The 17,880-nt window shown below is 62.7% G+C and carries 22 protein-coding genes and 1 pseudogene; 11 read left to right on the top strand and 12 right to left on the bottom strand.

Translation table 11 applies throughout. The features are described from left to right. Positions 1 to 13 precede the first annotated feature (13 nt). Positions 14 to 195 (top strand): annotated as a pseudogene (locus ACTJKL_RS18500) (hypothetical protein). Positions 196 to 207: 12 nt separating this feature from the next. Here ACTJKL_RS18500 and ACTJKL_RS18495 read toward each other — a convergent pair. The 3 genes from ACTJKL_RS18495 to ACTJKL_RS18485 all read right to left on the bottom strand — a co-directional run bounded on the left by ACTJKL_RS18495 (position 208) and on the right by ACTJKL_RS18485 (position 2,749). Then, complete coding sequence (locus ACTJKL_RS18495; RefSeq protein ID WP_100669463.1) at positions 208 to 576, bottom strand: DUF1236 domain-containing protein; 369 nt, start codon at positions 574 to 576, stop codon at positions 208 to 210. Positions 577 to 846: 270 nt separating this feature from the next. Further along, on the bottom strand, positions 847 to 1,491 hold the full coding sequence (locus ACTJKL_RS18490) for a Vgb family protein (RefSeq protein WP_440853490.1): 645 nt from the start codon (positions 1,489 to 1,491) through the stop codon (positions 847 to 849). Positions 1,492 to 1,525: 34 nt separating this feature from the next. Further along, positions 1,526 to 2,749: a helix-turn-helix domain-containing protein gene (locus ACTJKL_RS18485; RefSeq protein ID WP_440853489.1), complete on the bottom strand. Its 1,224-nt coding sequence runs from the start codon at positions 2,747 to 2,749 to the stop codon at positions 1,526 to 1,528. Positions 2,750 to 2,870: 121 nt separating this feature from the next. Between ACTJKL_RS18485 and ACTJKL_RS18480 the strand changes: the two genes are divergently transcribed. Further along, complete coding sequence (locus tag ACTJKL_RS18480) at positions 2,871 to 3,683, top strand: DUF899 domain-containing protein (protein ID WP_275596720.1); 813 nt, start codon at positions 2,871 to 2,873, stop codon at positions 3,681 to 3,683. Between the two features lie 7 nt (positions 3,684 to 3,690). Continuing rightward, complete coding sequence (locus ACTJKL_RS18475; protein ID WP_440853488.1) at positions 3,691 to 3,975, top strand: hypothetical protein; 285 nt, start codon at positions 3,691 to 3,693, stop codon at positions 3,973 to 3,975. On the opposite strand, the gene ACTJKL_RS18470 is transcribed toward ACTJKL_RS18475, so the two are convergent. After that, the gene (locus ACTJKL_RS18470; RefSeq protein WP_018094296.1) at positions 3,959 to 4,324 is read right to left on the bottom strand and encodes a UCP034077 family protein; all 366 of its coding nucleotides are present in this window, start codon (positions 4,322 to 4,324) and stop codon (positions 3,959 to 3,961) included. The genes ACTJKL_RS18475 and ACTJKL_RS18470 overlap by 17 nt on opposite strands. A gap of 200 nt (positions 4,325 to 4,524) precedes the next feature. Next, positions 4,525 to 5,181 carry a DUF8692 domain-containing protein gene (locus ACTJKL_RS18465; protein WP_440853487.1) on the bottom strand — a complete coding sequence of 219 codons (657 nt, stop codon included), beginning with the start codon at positions 5,179 to 5,181 and terminating at the stop codon, positions 4,525 to 4,527. A 308-nt stretch (positions 5,182 to 5,489) separates the two neighbouring features. Here ACTJKL_RS18465 and ACTJKL_RS18460 point away from each other — a divergent pair, with 308 nt between their 5' ends. Next, positions 5,490 to 5,933: a hypothetical protein gene (locus tag ACTJKL_RS18460; RefSeq protein WP_440853486.1), complete on the top strand. Its 444-nt coding sequence runs from the start codon at positions 5,490 to 5,492 to the stop codon at positions 5,931 to 5,933. A 125-nt stretch (positions 5,934 to 6,058) separates the two neighbouring features. Next, complete coding sequence (locus tag ACTJKL_RS18455; protein WP_100669473.1) at positions 6,059 to 6,628, top strand: MgtC/SapB family protein; 570 nt, start codon at positions 6,059 to 6,061, stop codon at positions 6,626 to 6,628. Positions 6,629 to 6,652: 24 nt separating this feature from the next. On the opposite strand, the gene ACTJKL_RS18450 is transcribed toward ACTJKL_RS18455, so the two are convergent. After that, entirely contained in the window at positions 6,653 to 6,901 is a 249-nt protein-coding gene (locus ACTJKL_RS18450; RefSeq protein ID WP_018094292.1) for a hypothetical protein, read from the bottom strand. A 428-nt stretch (positions 6,902 to 7,329) separates the two neighbouring features. Here ACTJKL_RS18450 and ACTJKL_RS18445 point away from each other — a divergent pair, with 428 nt between their 5' ends. The 4 genes from ACTJKL_RS18445 (at position 7,330) to ACTJKL_RS18430 (ending at position 11,608) form a co-directional block, all read left to right on the top strand. Further along, complete coding sequence (locus tag ACTJKL_RS18445; RefSeq protein ID WP_440853485.1) at positions 7,330 to 8,673, top strand: M20/M25/M40 family metallo-hydrolase; 1,344 nt, start codon at positions 7,330 to 7,332, stop codon at positions 8,671 to 8,673. A gap of 137 nt (positions 8,674 to 8,810) precedes the next feature. After that, positions 8,811 to 9,578 carry an ATP-binding cassette domain-containing protein gene (locus ACTJKL_RS18440; protein WP_440853484.1) on the top strand — a complete coding sequence of 256 codons (768 nt, stop codon included), beginning with the start codon at positions 8,811 to 8,813 and terminating at the stop codon, positions 9,576 to 9,578. Next, positions 9,575 to 10,618, top strand: a complete 1,044-nt coding sequence (locus ACTJKL_RS18435; RefSeq protein ID WP_100669479.1) for an ABC transporter permease — start codon at positions 9,575 to 9,577, stop codon at positions 10,616 to 10,618. Before ACTJKL_RS18440 ends, ACTJKL_RS18435 begins: the two co-directional genes overlap by 4 nt. A gap of 30 nt (positions 10,619 to 10,648) precedes the next feature. Further along, entirely contained in the window at positions 10,649 to 11,608 is a 960-nt protein-coding gene (locus ACTJKL_RS18430; RefSeq protein WP_324762962.1) for a substrate-binding domain-containing protein, read from the top strand. Positions 11,609 to 11,765: 157 nt separating this feature from the next. Here ACTJKL_RS18430 and ACTJKL_RS18425 read toward each other — a convergent pair whose 3' ends face one another. The 3 genes from ACTJKL_RS18425 to ACTJKL_RS18415 form a co-directional block, all read right to left on the bottom strand. Then, entirely contained in the window at positions 11,766 to 13,019 is a 1,254-nt protein-coding gene (locus tag ACTJKL_RS18425; RefSeq protein ID WP_100669483.1) for an NAD(P)/FAD-dependent oxidoreductase, read from the bottom strand. Between the two features lie 240 nt (positions 13,020 to 13,259). Further along, on the bottom strand, positions 13,260 to 13,424 hold the full coding sequence (locus ACTJKL_RS18420) for a DUF1328 domain-containing protein (protein WP_003527150.1): 165 nt from the start codon (positions 13,422 to 13,424) through the stop codon (positions 13,260 to 13,262). Positions 13,425 to 13,569: 145 nt separating this feature from the next. After that, positions 13,570 to 13,959 carry a hypothetical protein gene (locus ACTJKL_RS18415; protein WP_234819184.1) on the bottom strand — a complete coding sequence of 130 codons (390 nt, stop codon included), beginning with the start codon at positions 13,957 to 13,959 and terminating at the stop codon, positions 13,570 to 13,572. A 172-nt stretch (positions 13,960 to 14,131) separates the two neighbouring features. On the opposite strand from ACTJKL_RS18415, the gene ACTJKL_RS18410 reads away from it, so the two are divergent. Further along, complete coding sequence (locus ACTJKL_RS18410; protein WP_003527142.1) at positions 14,132 to 14,380, top strand: YMGG-like glycine zipper-containing protein; 249 nt, start codon at positions 14,132 to 14,134, stop codon at positions 14,378 to 14,380. A 77-nt stretch (positions 14,381 to 14,457) separates the two neighbouring features. On the opposite strand, the gene ACTJKL_RS18405 is transcribed toward ACTJKL_RS18410, so the two are convergent. Further along, on the bottom strand, positions 14,458 to 14,646 hold the full coding sequence (locus ACTJKL_RS18405; RefSeq protein ID WP_275596729.1) for a NepR family anti-sigma factor: 189 nt from the start codon (positions 14,644 to 14,646) through the stop codon (positions 14,458 to 14,460). A 246-nt stretch (positions 14,647 to 14,892) separates the two neighbouring features. Between ACTJKL_RS18405 and rsiB2 the strand changes: the two genes are divergently transcribed. Continuing rightward, positions 14,893 to 15,690 carry a PhyR-type response regulator RsiB2 gene (gene rsiB2 / locus ACTJKL_RS18400; protein WP_440853483.1) on the top strand — a complete coding sequence of 266 codons (798 nt, stop codon included), beginning with the start codon at positions 14,893 to 14,895 and terminating at the stop codon, positions 15,688 to 15,690. A 247-nt stretch (positions 15,691 to 15,937) separates the two neighbouring features. Here the strand turns inward: rsiB2 and ACTJKL_RS18395 are convergent, their stop codons facing one another. Both ACTJKL_RS18395 and ACTJKL_RS18390 read right to left on the bottom strand, forming a co-directional pair. Continuing rightward, entirely contained in the window at positions 15,938 to 17,068 is a 1,131-nt protein-coding gene (locus ACTJKL_RS18395) for an AI-2E family transporter (RefSeq protein ID WP_275596730.1), read from the bottom strand. 410 nt (positions 17,069 to 17,478) lie between these two features. Continuing rightward, entirely contained in the window at positions 17,479 to 17,823 is a 345-nt protein-coding gene (locus ACTJKL_RS18390; protein WP_440853482.1) for a RidA family protein, read from the bottom strand. Between the last annotated feature and the right edge of the window lie 57 nt (positions 17,824 to 17,880).

The following is a 17,880-nucleotide window of genomic DNA, read 5'->3' as shown; positions in this document are numbered from 1 at the left end:
AAAGGAGAAGACGATGAGTACCAAGGATACCAATGCGACCCCAGAACAGTCTGAACCAGCCGATATTCGTCAGCCGGCAAACCGAAAGAAGCACCGGGACGAGGAGTCGATCGCACCACCAACGGTCCAGCCTCCCGGGGCAAAGGACACGAGTGAGAAACCCGAAGTGAACCGGTCACCGGCGGGGCGCTATAGCGCTCGCCGCGCCTATTTGACCACCTGCACGACGGTGCGGCTCTTCACATCCGCGATGACGCGCTTCTCGTTGACCACCGCAAAGCCATAGCGCCTGTCGGCCGGAACCGTATTTAGAAAGACTGTTTCAGGCACCGGTTTGCCAACGGATATCTGCTCCTGCAGCACAAGCGGCCGTTGCGGAAGCGGCTGCAGTTCGACGTATTGCGTCACGCCTGGCGGCGGCGGGTCGATCGCCGCACCCTCGACGGGTCCTGCGGCAGCGACCACCGTCGTACCGGCAGCGCCGATTTCGTTTGTGCTTTGCGCTTGGACAGGAGCCGCGGTCAAGAAAACCGCAACACCCAATGCAACGGAGCTCTTGACGAGGACAATTGTCATGAGAGCTACTCCAGCTACGAATCCCTTCTCGTGAAGAATCGCCTGCCGCGAGCTTTGTTCCGGCGTGTTGGCGGTATCGGACCTTGGTCCTACACGGGAAGGTTAAAGGTCCTAGAACCATTGCACGCTGCTCCTCGTGACGCATATCGCTCTGAGACGACCACGCGGCATCCTCGTCAGCCGTCCACGTCGTCTGAAGGTCCCAGAGTCAACGCGATTGTCCCTTCTAAACGCTCTGGGACCTTCATTGCCGTCCATCTCCGTGACCCTCTATGCGGAAACCCGGCTTGGCCTGCGCACGGCCCTCACCTTCCCGCTGCTTCCTCCGCCACAGAAAAAGCGATCGCCGCCATCGGATTCAAGGCCGGAAACGCCTGCACCCGGGGGCATTTCGAGCGTTTCGAGGACTTCTCCCGTTTCCGGGTCAAGGCGTCTCAAGTCGCTCTCGTCGCCTTCCCATGTGGCATGCCAGAGCTCGCCATCGACCCAGGTGACGCCGGTGACGACCCGGTTGGATTCGATGGTGCGGAGAATCTTCCCGGTGTCGGGATCCACCTGGTGGATCTTTCGCCCTCGATAATGGCCCACCCAAAGCGTTCCTTCCGCCCAGGCGAGGCCTGAATCTCCGCCCTCGGCAGGCGCCGGTATGGTGGCAAGCACGCGGCCGGTCTCCGGATCGATCTTCTGGATACGATCTTCCGCAATCTGGAACAGATGCCGACCGTCGTAGGCCGTTCCCGCATGTGCGGCGACATCGATCGAGCGCACCGTCTTGCCGCTCACCGGATCCAGGGCGTTCAGCCTGTCGCCGGACGCGAACCAGACGTGCCGGCCATCGAAGGTGACGCCGGCCACCTGCTCGGTATTCGGGAAAGGTCCGTACTCATGGAGAATTTCGGCTTTCGATCGTTTCATTTTTCCATCCTCGTCGCTGTAGCTGTCTCGCATCCTAGTCGCTCGGTAGCGGGCCCGGGAGTAACAAGACTGTCGGGAAGCCCGGGACGGGCGGGGTCATCCAGCGAAGCGCCCGTCCGCGACCGAAGGACTGTACCTTGCCGGCCGACGCAAGCTGCTCGAGTGCGCGCTGCACGGTGCGCGGGCTCGCCCCGAGCGCAATCGCCAGTGCCGAGCTCGACCACGACTCTCCGTCGGCCAGCAGGGCAAGCACCGCCGCATGCCGCTCTTCTACCGGCGGCGTCAACACGAAGACCTCGCCCGCGCGGCGCGGCGAAAGCACAAAGCCCTGTTTCGTCGCCCACACCTGCGCCAGCGCACGAAGTTCCGTGCGGAGCCGTCCGATCTCCACGCGCAACCGGGCGCGGTGCGATTCGTCCGCATGTCTCGCCCGGAAGGCGCGTGCGAGGAGCGTGGCTCTCGGCACGTCTGCCGGCCAGGCTTCGCCGAGCGCGCGGGCAAGCGCGAAGAGCACCGGGCGCGTGGCGAGCGAGACGACCAGCCTTTCGTCCCGCACCACATTGCGGCAGGCATCCACCACGAGCGCTCCCGACGCGAGCAGCGTTTCCACTTCCTCGATGAGGAGAGAGCGCTCGCCACCGCTGCCGATCAGGCGCGCGACGGGCGCATCGAGCACGAGCGATGCGCTTTCGACCTCGGCCGTCAGTGCCGGGATATTGGCTTCGCGCGCGGCGCGTTCGGCTCGGGCGAGCGCTATCCGCGCGGCTTTCGCCTGCAGACGCCGTATGGCGATGCCGGCGACGACGAGTTCGCGGGCCGCCCGCGTCGCCGGGGGGAGCGTCATGCCGGAGTCCAGCTCTGCAAGCGCGCGTTCTGCCTCGTCCAGGCGGCCGATGAGAAGCAGGCGCCGGGCCTCGAGATTGCGCGCATGCGCTGCATTGACGTGATCGCCATGCGCTTCGAGCGTCGACCTCGCCGCTTCGAGCGTTTTCGTGGGCCAGCCGAGATCCCGCGAGACGAGCGCAATCTCGGCCTCGGCGACGATGCAGCGCGCGCGCGCCACCGCCTGTCTCTGGCCGAAGGCATGCGCAGCGCTTCTGAGAAGAGTTTTCGCCCGGCCGAAATCTCCGAGCTGCGCCATCGCAATGCCCCGAAGCGCGAGCGCATGCGCGTCGTCGCGCAAAGCCACGCGGTTCAGTACGCCGAGGAGATCGCCGGCCGCGAGCGCCCGTGCCGCAGCGGTGATCAGCGAGTCCATCGAAATCCCGTCACACTTGTCACTCTCACCATGCGATCTCCGGCTCTAGTCTGGGTTCCTGTCGGTCGAGCAACCCGCCCCCGGGCAATGTACGACGACAAATGGCCAAAGGAGAAGAATGATGACGGCACATGCAATCGGAACACGGGAAGAATGGCTGGCAGCGCGGCTCGACCTGCTCGAGGCCGAAAAGAACCTGACGCGGCGAAGCGACGAGCTGGCGCGGTGGCGCCGGGAATTGCCCTGGGTACGGATCGACAAGGCGTACCGGTTCGAAACCGACGAGGGCGAGGCCTCGCTGCGCGACCTCTTCAAGGGGCGCTCGCAACTCCTCGTCTATCATTTCATGTTCGGCCCCGACTATACGGCCGGCTGCCCGTCCTGCTCTGCGATCGCCGATGGGTTCAACGGGATCGTCGCTCATCTCGAAAACCACGACGTCGCCTTCTCCGCGGTTTCGCGCGCGCCGCTTGCGAAGCTCAAGGCCTATAAGCAGCGGCTGGGATGGAGCTTCCCCTGGGCTTCTTCGGACGATGGCGACTTCAACCGCGATTTCTGCGTCTGGTTCACCGAACAACAACAGCGCGAGGGCGGCATCGAGTATAATTTTCGCCGCGAGCCGCCAATCCCCGAACAACCGGCATCTGAGCCGCTCGCGGGCAGGACAGTCCGGGATTGGGACCCGAGCGGCAGCGAGGGGCCGGTCGCACAGATCGCAGCCATGACGGGAACCGACGTCGCCACCTATACACGCGACAGGCCCGGCGTCAGCGCCTTCGCGCTCGAGGACGGAATCGTCTATCACACCTATTCCAGCTATGCGCGTGGACTGGATGGGCTATGGGGCATGTATCAGTGGCTCGACCGGGCTCCCCTCGGACGCAACGAGAACGGCATCTGGTGGCGCCGCCACGACGAATATGCCCAAAGGTGACCGTCCGATGCGGCTTGCAACGGGTACCGTCGTGCGAGGCCTCGGCGACTGGCTGGGCTTCGCCGCCGCACCGACTTTCGCGGGTATGGCGCTTCTGGCCGCCGGCGGTGATGCGGATATCTGCTCATCGATACAGGGCGCTTCGATACAGGGCGCTTCGCTGCTGAACGGGATGAGTAGCATGTATTTGCTGATGTCGGTCTTTCACCTGGCGCCATGGCTGAAGCTGATTTCCGCAAGACGGGAAGCGCCAGCTGATCCGGCGCTTCCGCGGATCACTCCGCCGACTTGAACTGCAACGTGAACACGTTGCCTGCGATCTCGTCGGAGAGTGATTTCGAAAATTCCAGCGGCACGCAATTCTGCAGCGCCTCGGTGGCGGCGGTCACGAATGCCTGCCGCTGCTTTTCGTCGCCGTTCACCTTGATCGCAGTCGGCCGGGGCGGGCCCATCAACGTACCGTCGCCGCGGAACCCGAACCTAAGGGTGACGAAGGAATCCGTGAAGCCTTGCGGCGGAGTCCAGCATCTGCCAAGCGCGGCTCCAAGGTCGGCCACCGTATAAAGCGGTTCGGCATGGAGCCTTTCAGCCCCCGACACGGCAAGGATCAGACCAGTGCAAGCCAATCTCGCCATCTGCATCGTCTTCAGCCCCTATCCCAGAGGATGGTGTAGCGCGGGATCAGTAAGAGTGTGTGCGCTTTTCCGCCCGCATCCCGCTTCTCAACCTGTTCGAATCGGCCACGCTCGTGATTTTAGGCCGACGCGGCCCAAGGTCGTTATGATCTAGCAGATTTGGAAGCGCCTGCAACAGGCCCGCATATCCCCCTGCCGACTGCGTTTCAGCGGCGCTTCGTTTTCAGTGCCGCATGGCTCGTGAGGCTGAGGAAGACGGCCAGGAACATGATGCCGAGGATCTTGAAGCCCTCCTCGACGAAAACCAGTCCGGCGAAGTGCTCCGAGACCGCGTCCACCAGGAAGGAACAGCCGAGCGAGGCGACGGCGGCGGCAAGAAGGACCCACTGAATATCCCGGCGGACAAACCAGGCGTGATAACAGAGCGTCGCCAGCAACAGCATATGGGGAACAAGGACAAGCGGCTCCGGGACGCCCGCCGTGGCAATCGCCTCGTGAAGCATCAGGAGATCGTCGATGCCCATCAAGCCGGAAAAAAGCCCGCCGGCGAGAAGCGTGCGTCGCAGATGCGGCGCGCCGAAGCCTGCACCGGACCAATAGGCCTGGAGAGCCGCAATCCCTCCCGTAAACCAGAGAATGACGCCGAGATTGGAGACCAGCCCGAAATACTTCGGCTGCCCGGCAATCGCGTTGGGGTCGCGTACGAGGTCGTAGTAGTCGATGCCGAAAAGCCGATCGGCGATGACCATCGACGTCAACAGCACGATGCAGGAGCAGATGACGAGAAGGGCGCAGTGGAAATCACCCTGTATTCGCCTGTCGCGTGTCAGGGCTTTGGCCGTGGTGATGCCTTCGACATCCATCTCGATCCTCCGCAACAGATGCCCCAGCCATGCCACCGGGGACGGTCAGCTGCCTTTGTGACAGTTTTATGACAAGACGCGACCGGCGGTTGCGGATCTCCCGGCGAGGTTGCCGGAGACGGGCGGCACGGTCCCGAACACAACGGAACCTTGCAGGTTTTCGGACGTTAATCGTTGCGTCGTGTGCCCACCGGGGCGCGATGAGGCCGCAGTTTACTTGCGGTGGTACGGAACCCCTCCCCTTAGGGCATGCTGATTTGGGGATCTATGCAAAGGCGATTTTGCAGGCGGGGTGACGGAGAGAAAGGATGTACGTCATGAACCAGCACGAAGAATTGCGAGATAAACCGCCGCTCGATCCTGCCACCGGCCAACCGACGCCGCGGGACCCGGAAGCGCCCGTGACCAGATCGCGCCGTAGCAGTTGGCCTTTGCTGGTCATCATTCTTGCTGGCCTGATACTCGCGCTGATCGCCTGGCTGCCGGCGGAGCTGACAAGGGACGCCGAGAACGAGCCGGTCGCGCCGAGCCAATCCGAGACGACTCCCGACGCCACCCCGCCGGCTGCCGCGCCTACGGATCAGGCCGCGCCTGCGGATCAGACCGCACCTACGGACCAGGCGACGCCGCCCGCCGGAGGAACGACGGCACCGGCAGCACCTGAGACCCAGACCCCGGCAGCGCCCGAGACGCCCGCTGCACCGGCAGCACCTGCCACACCGGCCCAGCCGCAGAGCACTCCTGCGCAGTAGATCGACGAACGCCTCTTGTCGAGCGGGATGAAGTCGAGCGGGATGACGGGCTTTGCCGCGCCATCCCGCACTTCTGCAATCAGATCCGCCCCGAGCGGTCGAGTGACGGAGCGCGTTCGTCTTTCATGAACGAAGTCTTTAACGACATCCTTGTCGATACCCAAACACCTTATTCAGTGATATTCGCGCGGCTCTTCGGCGCCATCCTGCTCGGCGCGATGATCGGCGTCGAGCGTGAAAAGCGGCAGCGGCCGGCCGGGCTCAGGACCCACATTCTCGTCAGCCTCGCCTCCGCGATCTTCGCGGTGGTCGCCATCGAAAGCGTGCACATGAAAAGCCTTTCCGGCCCCGAGGTGCGCATCGATCCCATTCGCGTCGTGGAAGCCGTAACCGCGGGAGTGGCCTTTCTCGCCGCCGGCATGATCGTTTTTTCAAAGGGTGAGGTGAAGGGCCTGACGACCGGCGCAGGCATGTGGCTTGCCGGCGCCGTCGGTCTCGGGGTTGGGTTCGGCTTCTGGCTGATAGCGGCCTTCGCCGCCATTGCGAGCCTCGTCGTGCTCTTTGTCCTCGGCCGGCTGGAGGTGGCGTTGCAGTGGAAGGCGCCGGACGAGTTCGACGCGGACGCTACGTCGCAGAAGAATGAAGATCCAGGAGAAGACCGGCCACGAGACCGGGTCGATGTGCGCGAACGATGATCGGAGCCGCCAATGGCCGCCCGATCAGCGCAGTTCGGAAATTGGGGTTGTCTGATACCCACCCAAGGGGAGCGGACGGTTGTCGAAGACCGACCTACCCTCCTTCAGGCCATGAATGACAGCAACGGCCTTACGGGCTTCGTCCGGCGTCGCGAACAACTGGCCTTCCAGGGACCAGACGCTGAATTTCACGGCCATGAACCGCAATCGGCCGTTCTCCGGGATCAGCGCACCGACAGCCTCGCCGGCAAACTCCACCGTGTGCTTGCTCATCGTGTTTGAAACTCCTCCCGCGGCCGGGCAAAGCCCAAGCCGGCCGACTCTCGCGGTCAGCCGGAGGAGAAACACGCGAAGACCAGGTTGGTTCCGGCGCCAGAACAAAAAAAGCTATGACCATCGCCTCTCCTCATAAAGGCGCGGCCTCAAATCACCTTGTTGTAAGACAACTGACATGCACATGAGCTTTCGTCTCCGCCCGAATAAATCACTTGCCGTTGCAGCCGAGTGCGGCCCGGCCGGCTTAACGCAGCGCCCGTTTGCGCATTCCTGAGATCGGCCGCTCATATTTTTTGTTGACAGATGTCTGACAATTGCGCAATTTTTCATTCGACAGGACCGCGCCTAGGGCGAGCGGCCGGCAAGCCTCCTGGCGCCGGCCGAGAACAAGAACGGCCTGCGGGAACGAAAACTTGGGACCGGATATGCACTCACCCAAAATAGGCGTGCAGGCTTCTGCACTTTCTGAACGCATCGACGACGCGATTGCCCGCCTCGCCCCCGGCGCGGAGCACCTTCTTGAGCAGCTTGTGTCCGTCAACAGCATCAATCCGGGCTTTCCCGGCATCGCCCGTGAAACCGTGATCGGCGGAGAGACGGCCTGTACGCGCCTCATCGGCGCCTATCTCTTCAACCTCGGCTTCGAACTCCATGACATCGCAGTCGATCCGCAGCGGGTGAATCTGGCGGCAGTATTGAAGGGCACCGGCGGCGGGCGCTCCCTGCTCTTCAACGGCCATGTCGACACGGTCGCTCCGTTCAAGCCCGAAGCCTGGATTTCCGGAGATCCGTGGAAGCCGGTACGGCGCGGAGAGGAGCTATTCGCTCTCGGGTCCACCGACATGAAGGGCGGCCTTGCCGCTGCCTGTCTCGCCATCGCGGCGCTCAAGGAGGCCGGCGTCCTGCTGAAGGGCGACCTGCAGGTCCATGCCGTCGTCGGCGAAGAGACGATGGACCACGAAAACGGCACGACAGCCGTGATCAAGGCCGGCTTCCGGGCCGATGCGGCCATCGTTGCCGAACCCTCCTCCCAACCCGAGCCGCTGACGATCGCTCCCGTCTCGGCCGGCAACTTCAACCTTGAAATTTCGGTCAAGGGTCATGGCACCCATGCCGGCAACCGCGGGGCCGCTATCCGCGCCGGCGGCGAAGGCGCGAGCGCCGGCGTCAACGCCGTCGAGAAACTGATCAAGGTCGTGCAAGCGCTACAGGATCTCGAACAGGAGTGGGGTATCAGCAAACGCCATCCGGCCTTTCCGCCGGGGCTGTTTTCGCTCGTGCCAGGCGTATTCCACGGCGATGTCGGCGTTCCGAGCGTCGGCTACATGGCCGACCACGCCTATGTCGGCTACCTCGTCTGGTACGCGCCGCAAGAAGACCCCGAGGCGGTGAAGGCTGAAATCGAGCGCCATGTGCACCACGCGGCCCAACTCGACCCCTGGCTTCGCGATAACCCGCCGAGATTCACCTGGCGCAGCCACTGGCCTGCTGCAGACGTTCCCACGGATCACCCACTTGTAGACGTGCTCGTCGAGGCCCGTTCCGCAGTGCTTGGTGCCCTCCCCCCAGGGCGGACCAAAACCGCTTCCTTCAATGCCGTAAGCGATGCGTCCTTCCTTCAGGCTCAAGGCATTCCAGCGATCGTGCTCGGCCCCGGGAACATCCGCTACGCTCATGCTGTCGATGAACGCATCAACATGCGCGAATGGCGAGAATGCGCCCGCATCTATGCCCGCGCCGTCGTCGAGTGGTGTGGCCTGGCCAACTGACTGCTGCTGCTTTCGAACCGACACCCGCCATGGAGGCGGGCGGAAAGCACCGTGGGGTGGCGCCGACCGTGCAACGCGCACCTGAACGTTGTTGGAGCCCGACGAACCATGATCGCTTTTCTAGTCTGGAGACTGCCATGACAACCCCGATCCTCGCTGCTCGCAATATCGAAAAAAGCTTCGGGCAGATGCGCGCCATGCAAGGCGCAAGTTTCGATGTCCATGAGGGCGAAATCGTCGCCCTCCTCGGCGACAACGGTGCCGGCAAATCGACCTTGACCAAGATTCTTTCCGGCGTGCTCCAGCCGGACAGCGGCGAGATCCTTGTCGATGGAAAGCCGGTCCATTTCGACAGCCCGCTCGACGCACGCACGCACGGCATCGAAACCGTTTACCAGGACCTATCGCTGGCGGTCGATCTCAATGCGGTGCAGAACCTCTATCTCGGCCGCGAGATCGCCGCCCCCGGACTGATGGGCCGCCTCGGCTTTCTCGACAAGACGCTGATGCGGCGCAGGGCCCAGGAGTCCTTTACCCGTCTGGGCGTGCGCGTTCCCGACCTGCGCGCGGCCGTTGCCAATTTCTCCGGTGGACAGCGCCAGGGCATCGCGGTTGCACGCGCGCTGATGTGGGCGAAACGGGTGGTGTTCATGGACGAACCGACCGCAGCGCTCGGCGTTGCGCAGACGCGCAACGTGCTCGACCTCATCCGCCGCGTTCGAGACACCGGCATCTCCGTCGTGCTCATCAGCCACAGCATGCCGGATGTCCTTGCGGTGTCGGACCGCGTCACCGTGCTTCGCCACGGTCGTCGCGTTGCGACCTATGCCACCGGTGCGGTTACCTCCGACGAGCTCGTCGCAGCGATGACCGGCGCCCTCGAACGCGAAGGAGCCGCGGCATGACCGTCGAAACCGCATCCGACCACACGACGACCAAGGACCAGCCTTCCATGCTGCATGACGCTTCGCCGCCAAAGCCCCTGATCCGCCGGCTGTTGGACGGTCCGGAACTGATGATCTTCGGTTCGCTTATCATCATCATAGCGATCTTCACGGTCATGGCGCCCGCCGCGTTTCTGAGCGGTATCAACCTGCGGAACATGGCGATCGAGGCTTCGATGATGATGATCCTCGCCGTGGGCATGACCTATGTCATCATCGCCTCCGGTATCGATCTTTCGGTTGGCGCCGTGCTTGTCTTCTCAAGCGTCGCGTCGCTGATCGCCATGCGTGCAACTGGCTCGGATGCGTCCTGGGTGCCGGTGCTCGGGCTTGTCGTGTCGCTTGCCTCCGGAGCGATCTGGGGGCTCGTCAACGGCCTCCTCATCGCCAGAGCCCGGCTTACGCCGCTGATCGTCACACTTGCCAGCATGGGCATCGCGCTCGGGTTGGCCCGGCTGATGACCGGCGGCGTCGACCTGACCGGGGTGCCTCGATCAATCGTTACCTCGATCGGCATCGGCCGTCTCGGGGGCATTCCGGTCATCGTGCTGATCGCCTGCGTCTTTACGGCCATCGCCGGCATCGCTCTGCATATGACCCGCTTCGGCCTCTATACCTATGCAGTCGGATCCAACGAGCAAGGCGCGCGCCGCGCCGGCATCAAGGTCGATCGGCACATCGTATCGATCTATGTGATTTCCGGCGTTTGTGCCGGCTTGGCCGGCTATCTCACCCTCGCCCGCTTCTCGTCCACGACGATTTCGGGCCATGCCATGGACAATCTGAAGGCGATCACGGCTGTCGTCCTCGGTGGCGCAAGCCTCTTCGGCGGCGTCGGCTCCATGTACGGTACGGCAGCCGGGGTGTTCATCCCTGTCGTCCTGGCTTCGGGCCTGATCATCGTCGGCCTGCCGAGCTTCTGGCAGGAAGTCGCTGTGGGCATCGTCCTTCTCGCGGCCGTGCTGCTCGACCAGTACCGACGCCGCTCCCGCTCCTCCTGACCTCCAACCACAACCACAAGAGGGAACACAATGACGAAGATGACCAAGAGACTTGCTTTCCTGCTTGCCGCCACCACGCTGTCGGCAACAGTCGCCGCGGCTTCGGACGACATCAGCGTGTCGCTGGTTCTCGGCCAGCGGAACAGCGGCTTCCATGAGGCCATCGCCTGCGGCGCCCGCGCCGCCGCCGAGGAGCTAGGCGTGAAGGTCAACATCCAGGCCGCCCCGACTTACTCAGCTTCCGAACAAATCCCCGTATTGAACTCCGTCATGGCGACGAGTCCTTCCGCCATCGTGCTCGATCCGACGAGCTCGACCGCACTGATCGCGCCGCTTATGGAGGCGGCGGCCAACGGTGCCAAGATCGTTGCCGTCGACACCACCCTTGATGACCCGTCTGTACTGGCTGCCGTGGTCGGCACCGACAATGAAAGTGTCGGCCGGGAAACCGCCAAGGCGCTGGCGAAAGCACTGGAAGGAAAGTCCGGCAAGGTGGCGCAGATCAACAGCATTCCCGGCATCTCCACCGTCGATGCCCGGATCAGGGGCTTCGAGGAAGAGATCAAAAATCATCCGAACCTTACCTACATCGGAAATCAGTTTGCCAGTGAAGACATACCGAAGGCGCAGCAGGCCTTCGTGTCGCTTATGAGCGCCCATCCCGACCTCATCGGCGTCGTATCGCAGTCCAACAACCCGGCGATCGGCGTCGCCGGCGGCATTCGTTCAACCGAGACCGCCGACAGCGTCGTCGCCGTCGCAGTGGATGCCGACGATGCCGAGATCGAGGCCCTGAACGAAGGTCTGCTCGACGCTCTCGTCATCCAGCAGCCCTTCGAGATGGGTTATATTGGCTTCAAGCAGGCCGTCGCTGCCGTCAAAGGCGAGCCCGTCGAGACGCCGATAGGCACCGGCACCGTAACCGCGACCAAGGCGAACATCGCCGAGCCGGACGTCGCCAAATACCTCTACAAGGGAAATTGCATCTGATCGAAAGTTCAGGCGACAGGCGGGGGCGGACAATCTCCCCCCGTCTTTTTATGCCTCTGGAGAGCCCGTGGTCAGTTGGAGGCACAAAGGGCGCTCCAGATCACGATGGTTTTAGCTCGGCTAAAGCTAAAACCATCGAATACACTCCTCCTATCCTCTATGCGAGGAAGCGCTCCGGCCGATACGGCGCGATGTCGATCACGGGCTTCTCACCCGTCATCGCCTGTGCCAGCGCGCGGCCGGTGACCGGCCCTAGCGTCATGCCGTGATGCGCGTGGCCGAAGGCGAACCAGAGGCCTTCGTGTCGCGGAGCCTTGCCGATAACGGGCATCATGTCGGGCGTGCAGGGTCGCGCGCCCATCCACGGCTCCTCGTCGCGCCGCTCGGCGAGCGGGAAGAATTCGCGAGCGACCCGCTCCGCCCGCGTCAGCTGCACCGGCGTTTTCGGCGCATCGCGCAGTGCGAACTCGGCGCCGGTCGTCAGCCGGATACCGCGCAGCATCGGCGCCAGGAAATATCCCTTCTCGGCGTCGAGCACCCAGTTGTTGAGCTGAGCGCCCTCCCGGGCGCCGTAATGCATGTGGTAGCCGCGCTTCACGGCGAGCGGGAAATGGTAGCCGAGCTTTCGCGTCACCGTATCGGCCCACGGCCCGAGCGCGACGACGACTTCCCGCGCCTCCAATGGGCCGTCCGGTGTGGCGACACGCCATCCCGCCCCTTCCAGAATGTGCTCCAGTGTCGCGGCATCCCCGGAAACGAGCCGGCCGCCGAGCGACTGGAAGTAGGCGAGATATGCCTTGTTCAGACTGTGCGGATCGCGGATCGACCACGGATCCGTCCAGCGCAGGCCGCCGGCGAGTTCGACCTGGATGGATGGTTCAATCGTCTTCAGCTCGCTGGTCGAAAGCTTCTGGTGATTGACTCCGAACCCGGCGGAAAGCCGTTCTGCGTCCTTATAGGCCGCGTCCCGCTCCTTCTCGGTGCGGAAAACCTTCATCCAGCCATCCTTGCGAATGAGGTCGCCGGCGCCGGACGCGTCGATCAGGTCCTGATGTTCCGCGATCGAATGTTCGATAAGCGGTGCATAAAGATGAGCAATCTTCTGGTGCTGGGTGAAGCCCGAGTGCCACCAGTAGCGCGCGAGGAACGGCACGAGACTGGGCAGCGCACGGAAGTGATAGCTGGCGTCGATCGTGTTGTTCAGGGCGTAACGGAAAAGCGCTCCGAAATTGTGCGGGAAGCCATAGGGGAAGACGCCCTCGCGCTGTATCAGGCCTGCATTGCCGAAGGACGTTTCCTCCCCGGCGCCGCGCCGATCCAGAAGCACCACCGACTTTCCAAGCCGAGCCAGATGGATCGCGCTGGAAATGCCGACAATGCCGGCACCGAGAACCACTACGTCCGTCTTCATGTGCAGATGCTCCTATCCGTCATGCCGCCGTGCCGCGTCACTTCACGACGACAACTTCCAGGGATTTCATGGGAGATGGTGTCCTGACATGCGCGGCGGATATTCGCATGAATAGCCAAGCGAACCCGGCAGGGCAAGGGAACAGAGCGTCACACCACAACTGGAAAGGGGTGGAGACGAGAGCTCCACCCCTTATCGATCGGCACCTTTTTTTGCGGGCGGCAAGCCCCGCCTGGAGGCTCACGTTCGGCGGATGAGACCCGCTACGAGCGAGATCACGAGGAATATGAGGAACAGGAAGAACAGGACTTGCGCAATTCCCGCCGATGCGCCGGCAATTCCGCCGAAGCCGAGGACACCGGCGATGATCGCGACGATCAGGAACACGAGAGCGTAATAGAGCATCTGCTATCTCCTTGTCAGCGTTATCGAAATCGAAACGCGTGTCGGCTCGCCTTTGTTCCCGGGCCGGCCGTGGCTGCGCGGTGCGAGGTTGTCTACCGGTTCAGAAAGCATTGATTAACCAAGAGAACCGCAAATAGAACCGAACTTATATTTCGCGTGCAAGCGAGAGGAACCTTCGAAAGCGCTTGGCGTTGTTCGGATTGAAAGAATCTCCAGGAAGACAATGAAGATACCATCGCGACATATCTGGAAGACCGTAAACGATGCGGGCCGTTATCAGACCGATCTGCGTGATCGGAATCTCCATATCGGCAGGACGATGCGCGACCTTCAGCGGCACTCCGAGGAAAAGTACAACAAGCGGATCCAGGCGCTGCTCGAAACTCTGGAACGTGCCGAACGCCAGTCGCATAAATGACGACCGCTCCGTGTCCCTCCGGCAACAGGCATGCGCGCCGGCGTCATCGCGCGCGGAACAAAAGGCGCCAATCGGCGTTTTGGCGACAATAACAAGCGCCGCGGCGGCGGCATCCATGGGAGATGGGAATGCAAGCCTTGGCGGCGCCTGTTGTGACCACCCCTCCAGCGGGGACCGACGCTCAGATGAGCATCGCAGCGGCTCCAGCCATGCCTCGGTGCGCATTTCCAACGAAGACTATGCTCGGCATCTCCAGCAGTTCTGTGTCAACCCTGAATAGGAACGCGTCATGAAGAAGTTACTCGTCGTCGCAAGCCTGATCCTTCCCTTGGCTGCCTGCACGCAAACGGAACGAGGTGCGGCAATCGGCGCTGCCTCCGGCGGTATCATCGGCGGTGCCATATCCAATGATGTCAGGGGAGCTGCGGTAGGTGCCGCTGTCGGCGGTGTCGCCGGTGCCCTTATCGGTCGTGCGAACGAGCCCGGCTATTGCGTCTATCGCGACCGCTACGGCCGCCGCTACACGGCGCGCTGCTGATACGGATAGTTCTCGGGGCCGCGCTCCTGCCGGGGCGGCTCGTTTTGTCGGTGGCCGCCAGCGTGAAAGCTGCGGCGTCACTCGCGCGGTCGTTCTTCGGCCTCATCCAGACGGTGCAGAAGGTCCAGAAAGTGCTGCGGCACGGGTTCGTTCTCCACCGTCTGGTAGAGCGCCTTCAGCTTCGAAGCGATTTGACCGTGAGGTTGCGTCGTCTCGGCGCGGTCGATCCCCGCTGGCACGGCGCCTTTCTTTGAGGACTTCTTCATCTTCCCGTTCCGTGCGGGCTGCAGTTCCGCGCCATTTCAGGTCCACGGTACCTGATGCGGCGCTTTTCGTGCCTGTCGGAATAAGCTTCAGCCAATCCCATCCAAGGTCGCAGCAGCCGGTCGCCCAATTCATTTGCCGCGATTGTTTCTCAAGGCTTTCCATAAACCGGAATACGTGCTCAAAACATTTGAGGTATCCTGCTTGCGCCGTCGGCAAGATATGCACAATAGTTTAGGAAGGTCTAAATGCCACTTTCCACAAGGATTGCGCCCCACCTCCCCTATCTTCGGCGTTACGCCCGTGCCGTCACCGGCTCGCAGGCAGCCGGCGATGCCTATGTCTCTGCCGTGCTCGAAGCGCTGATCGACGATCTGGGGCTTTTCCCGGCCGCGTCGAACGATCGCATCGGTCTTTACAAGCTGTTCTGTTCCCTGTTCGGAAAACTCAAGATCGACCGAACTCAGCTCGCTTCGCCTTTCGCATGGGAGCAGAAGGCGGCTTCCAATCTCTCCCTCATCGCGCCGCCCCAGAGACAGGCATTCCTTCTCGTCGCCCTTGAGGGTTTCTCGACCGGCGAGGCAGCGGAAATCATGGGGCTGGACCACGGCGCCTTCGGCAAGCTGCTGACCAGCGCCTCGGAGGAGATTTCGCGCCACATCGCGACCGACGTGATGATCATCGAGGATGAGCCTCTCATCGCGTTGGACATCGAGGACATGGTGACGAGCCTCGGTCACCGGGTCACCGGGATCGCCCGCACGCGCCGCGAGGCGCTTGATCTCTATCACCAGACATCGCCGAAAATGGTGCTCGCGGATATCCAGCTGGCCGACGGCAGTTCGGGCATAGACGCGGTCAACGACATCCTGACGCAGGCGGCCGTACCGGTCATCTTCATCACCGCCTTTCCCGAACGGCTACTGACCGGCAAGAAACCCGAGCCGGCCTTTCTGGTGACCAAACCCTTCAACCCGGAAACCGTGAAGGCGCTGATCAGTCAGGCTCTTTTCTTCGACGAACATGCGCAGGCCGGAGCGAGCTAGAGCATTTCCTGTTTCATGGAAACGCTGAAATGCTCCAACCTTTTGGTCCAACGCGCTTCCGGACGGAAAACCGTTACACGCTTTTCCTGGAAGTGCTCTAAGGCCTGTTGAGATTCGGGTCACCCGCCACCGCTTGTTTGATTCCCTCATTCCTGTGCTCGTCACAGGGATGAGGTGGGGAGCGATTGCAGTCCTCCGAAAACTTTCCTACAGCGCCGCGCGTCTTATGAGACGCGCGCATGAAGGATCAGCCCGGCAACTGGCGTTCCGGCTGCGGCAGCAGGGTCTGCTCGAATATGATCATCGCGATCAGCGAAAGCGGAAAGGCGAGGAGCGCCCCGACAGCACCCCACATCCACGTCCAGAAAATGATCGCGACGAAGACCAGGAACGGGTTGATATCGAAGCGTTGGCCGAGGATGGCGGGCACCAGCAGATTTTCCATGGCGAGGTGAACGGTGAAGAAGGCGACCGCCGGGGCGATGGCCACGATGAGCGCATCATGCGTCATCAGTCCGCCGACGAGCAAAGAGAGGGTCATGAAGGTGACCCCGAGATAGGGAATGAAACTCGAGACGAAGGCGAACAGCCCCCAAAGCGGGGGCATCGCCAGTCCGCCGACCAGCGCAATGACCATGGTTATGAAGCCCAGCGCCAGATAGATCAGGCTGGCGGTCGAGAAATAATGCGTAAGCGCATCCTCCAGGGCGTTCATGATCCGGATCGCGCTCAGGCGACCTTCGCGGCTGGGAAAAGCGAGAATGATCGTGCTGCGCAACTGAACGCGCCCCAGCAGGAAGAGCACAAGGGCGGCCAGGAAGATCAGGGTCTGCACCAAAGCGGGCGTCAGGCTTGCCGCCGCGCCGCCGATCAACGGTCCCGCATTCTTGACGATGACGTCGGCGAAAGCCTCTTCTCCGCTGCCGCGGGCAAGCGCTACGTTTATCCATTCGAAGCGCTGCAGATAGGGCAGTATCCGCTCCATGAGGCCTTCGACCAGCCGCGGCGCCTCGCGCGCGACCTCGGTGATCGGCCAGAGGATGGCGTTGACCAGGTATGACAGGCCAAGCAGAAAGCAAAGTGCCAGCAAAAGGCCGCCGAACATGGGCGGCAGCCCGAATCGGGCCAGTTCATCGGCAGCGCGGCCGAGAACGATGCCGATGACGACGGCGAGCGTGATCGGCAGGAGGATCGCTTCCATCGCATAGACGACGGCCGCGCAGGCGATCACGAACAGACCGATGACGCTCCAGGCGCCGGCGAGATCGATGCTGTCGCGCTTTCGGGCGACGATCGCCGATGCCTCGGCTAGCGCGATTTCCCTCTCCGCTTCGCGCTTTCGTCGACGCTCGGCCGTCGTCCGCCCGACTATGTCCATCGGCACCTACCTCTCAAACGCTCGTGCGGCGAACAGTTCGTTCGCGAATGCGGGAAGGAGGTGGCGCACTCCACCGCGGATGCCCCCGCGAAGCCTTGCTCAATGTCGCTCAAGCGGGACAGGTGAAGCGTGGCGGAAAGCAGGCCAGGCCCACCGATGGTGATCAGCAATGTTTAGGCCACGCCCTGCGGCGTGCGCGGGAAGAGATCCATGCCGAATACCGGCACGTCACGACGGGTCCTGGCATCCGGTAGAGCATGTCTCATCCTCCTTGCGGAACGCACCGATAAACGCCGCAACTGCGGAAATCGTTCCTGCGCGACAAGCGTGTAAGGACGGCAGCAAAACGCCGCCGGCCGAGGGGCCGACGGCGGGGAAAGTGGAGCGTATATCTGCTTGCGTGAAACGTCTTAGAGAGCTGCCGTCACGATGACTTCGACGAGATATTCCGGGGTTGCGAGTTTCGCTTCGCCGGTCGCGCGCGCCGGCGCGTGGCCCTGAGGCACCCAGGCGTCCCAGACCGAATTCATCTTGGCGAAATCCGCCATGTCGGCGAGCCAGACGGTCGCGGAAAGAATGCGCGTCTTGTCCGTGCCTGCGAGCGCCAGCAGACGATCGACCTCCGCCAGCGCCTGCTTCGTCTGGGTGACGACGTCGTCGCCGACATTGCCGACCTGGCCGGCGAGATAGACCGTGTTGTTGTAGACCACGGCCTGGCTCATCCTCGAGCCGCTTTCGAAACGCTTGATTTCCATAATCCTCATCCTGGTGTTGGGCCGAACAACGGTCTGCCGGCATTTGGGTGATACGTA

The organism is Sinorhizobium sp. 22678 (assembly GCF_052044265.1).
GTDB classification, from domain to species: domain Bacteria; phylum Pseudomonadota; class Alphaproteobacteria; order Rhizobiales; family Rhizobiaceae; genus Sinorhizobium; species Sinorhizobium meliloti_A.
The sequence above is the reverse complement of the archived record's forward strand: the minus strand, read 5'-3'. Positions and strand labels throughout refer to the sequence as shown.

What these genes read in the sequence shown, in the direction of transcription:
- ACTJKL_RS18490 (WP_440853490.1), bottom strand. Translation starts at nt 1,491, where the DNA reads ATGAAACGATCGAAAGCCGAAATTCTCCATGAGTACGGACCTTTCCCG.
- ACTJKL_RS18430 (WP_324762962.1), top strand. Translation starts at nt 10,649, where the DNA reads ATGACGAAGATGACCAAGAGACTTGCTTTCCTGCTTGCCGCCACCACG.
- ACTJKL_RS18465 (WP_440853487.1), bottom strand. Translation starts at nt 5,181, where the DNA reads ATGGATGTCGAAGGCATCACCACGGCCAAAGCCCTGACACGCGACAGG.
- ACTJKL_RS18480 (WP_275596720.1), top strand. Translation starts at nt 2,871, where the DNA reads ATGACGGCACATGCAATCGGAACACGGGAAGAATGGCTGGCAGCGCGG.
- ACTJKL_RS18460 (WP_440853486.1), top strand. Translation starts at nt 5,490, where the DNA reads ATGTACGTCATGAACCAGCACGAAGAATTGCGAGATAAACCGCCGCTC.
- ACTJKL_RS18495 (WP_100669463.1), bottom strand. Translation starts at nt 576, where the DNA reads ATGACAATTGTCCTCGTCAAGAGCTCCGTTGCATTGGGTGTTGCGGTT.
- ACTJKL_RS18420 (WP_003527150.1), bottom strand. Translation starts at nt 13,424, where the DNA reads ATGCTCTATTACGCTCTCGTGTTCCTGATCGTCGCGATCATCGCCGGT.
- ACTJKL_RS18415 (WP_234819184.1), bottom strand. Translation starts at nt 13,959, where the DNA reads ATGGATGCCGCCGCCGCGGCGCTTGTTATTGTCGCCAAAACGCCGATT.
- ACTJKL_RS18390 (WP_440853482.1), bottom strand. Translation starts at nt 17,823, where the DNA reads ATGGAAATCAAGCGTTTCGAAAGCGGCTCGAGGATGAGCCAGGCCGTG.
- ACTJKL_RS18440 (WP_440853484.1), top strand. Translation starts at nt 8,811, where the DNA reads ATGACAACCCCGATCCTCGCTGCTCGCAATATCGAAAAAAGCTTCGGG.
- ACTJKL_RS18475 (WP_440853488.1), top strand. Translation starts at nt 3,691, where the DNA reads ATGCGGCTTGCAACGGGTACCGTCGTGCGAGGCCTCGGCGACTGGCTG.
- ACTJKL_RS18410 (WP_003527142.1), top strand. Translation starts at nt 14,132, where the DNA reads ATGAAGAAGTTACTCGTCGTCGCAAGCCTGATCCTTCCCTTGGCTGCC.
- ACTJKL_RS18450 (WP_018094292.1), bottom strand. Translation starts at nt 6,901, where the DNA reads ATGAGCAAGCACACGGTGGAGTTTGCCGGCGAGGCTGTCGGTGCGCTG.
- ACTJKL_RS18470 (WP_018094296.1), bottom strand. Translation starts at nt 4,324, where the DNA reads ATGCAGATGGCGAGATTGGCTTGCACTGGTCTGATCCTTGCCGTGTCG.
- ACTJKL_RS18435 (WP_100669479.1), top strand. Translation starts at nt 9,575, where the DNA reads ATGACCGTCGAAACCGCATCCGACCACACGACGACCAAGGACCAGCCT.
- ACTJKL_RS18445 (WP_440853485.1), top strand. Translation starts at nt 7,330, where the DNA reads ATGCACTCACCCAAAATAGGCGTGCAGGCTTCTGCACTTTCTGAACGC.
- rsiB2 (WP_440853483.1), top strand. Translation starts at nt 14,893, where the DNA reads ATGCCACTTTCCACAAGGATTGCGCCCCACCTCCCCTATCTTCGGCGT.
- ACTJKL_RS18395 (WP_275596730.1), bottom strand. Translation starts at nt 17,068, where the DNA reads ATGGACATAGTCGGGCGGACGACGGCCGAGCGTCGACGAAAGCGCGAA.
- ACTJKL_RS18405 (WP_275596729.1), bottom strand. Translation starts at nt 14,646, where the DNA reads ATGAAGAAGTCCTCAAAGAAAGGCGCCGTGCCAGCGGGGATCGACCGC.
- ACTJKL_RS18455 (WP_100669473.1), top strand. Translation starts at nt 6,059, where the DNA reads ATGAACGAAGTCTTTAACGACATCCTTGTCGATACCCAAACACCTTAT.
- ACTJKL_RS18485 (WP_440853489.1), bottom strand. Translation starts at nt 2,749, where the DNA reads ATGGACTCGCTGATCACCGCTGCGGCACGGGCGCTCGCGGCCGGCGAT.
- ACTJKL_RS18425 (WP_100669483.1), bottom strand. Translation starts at nt 13,019, where the DNA reads ATGAAGACGGACGTAGTGGTTCTCGGTGCCGGCATTGTCGGCATTTCC.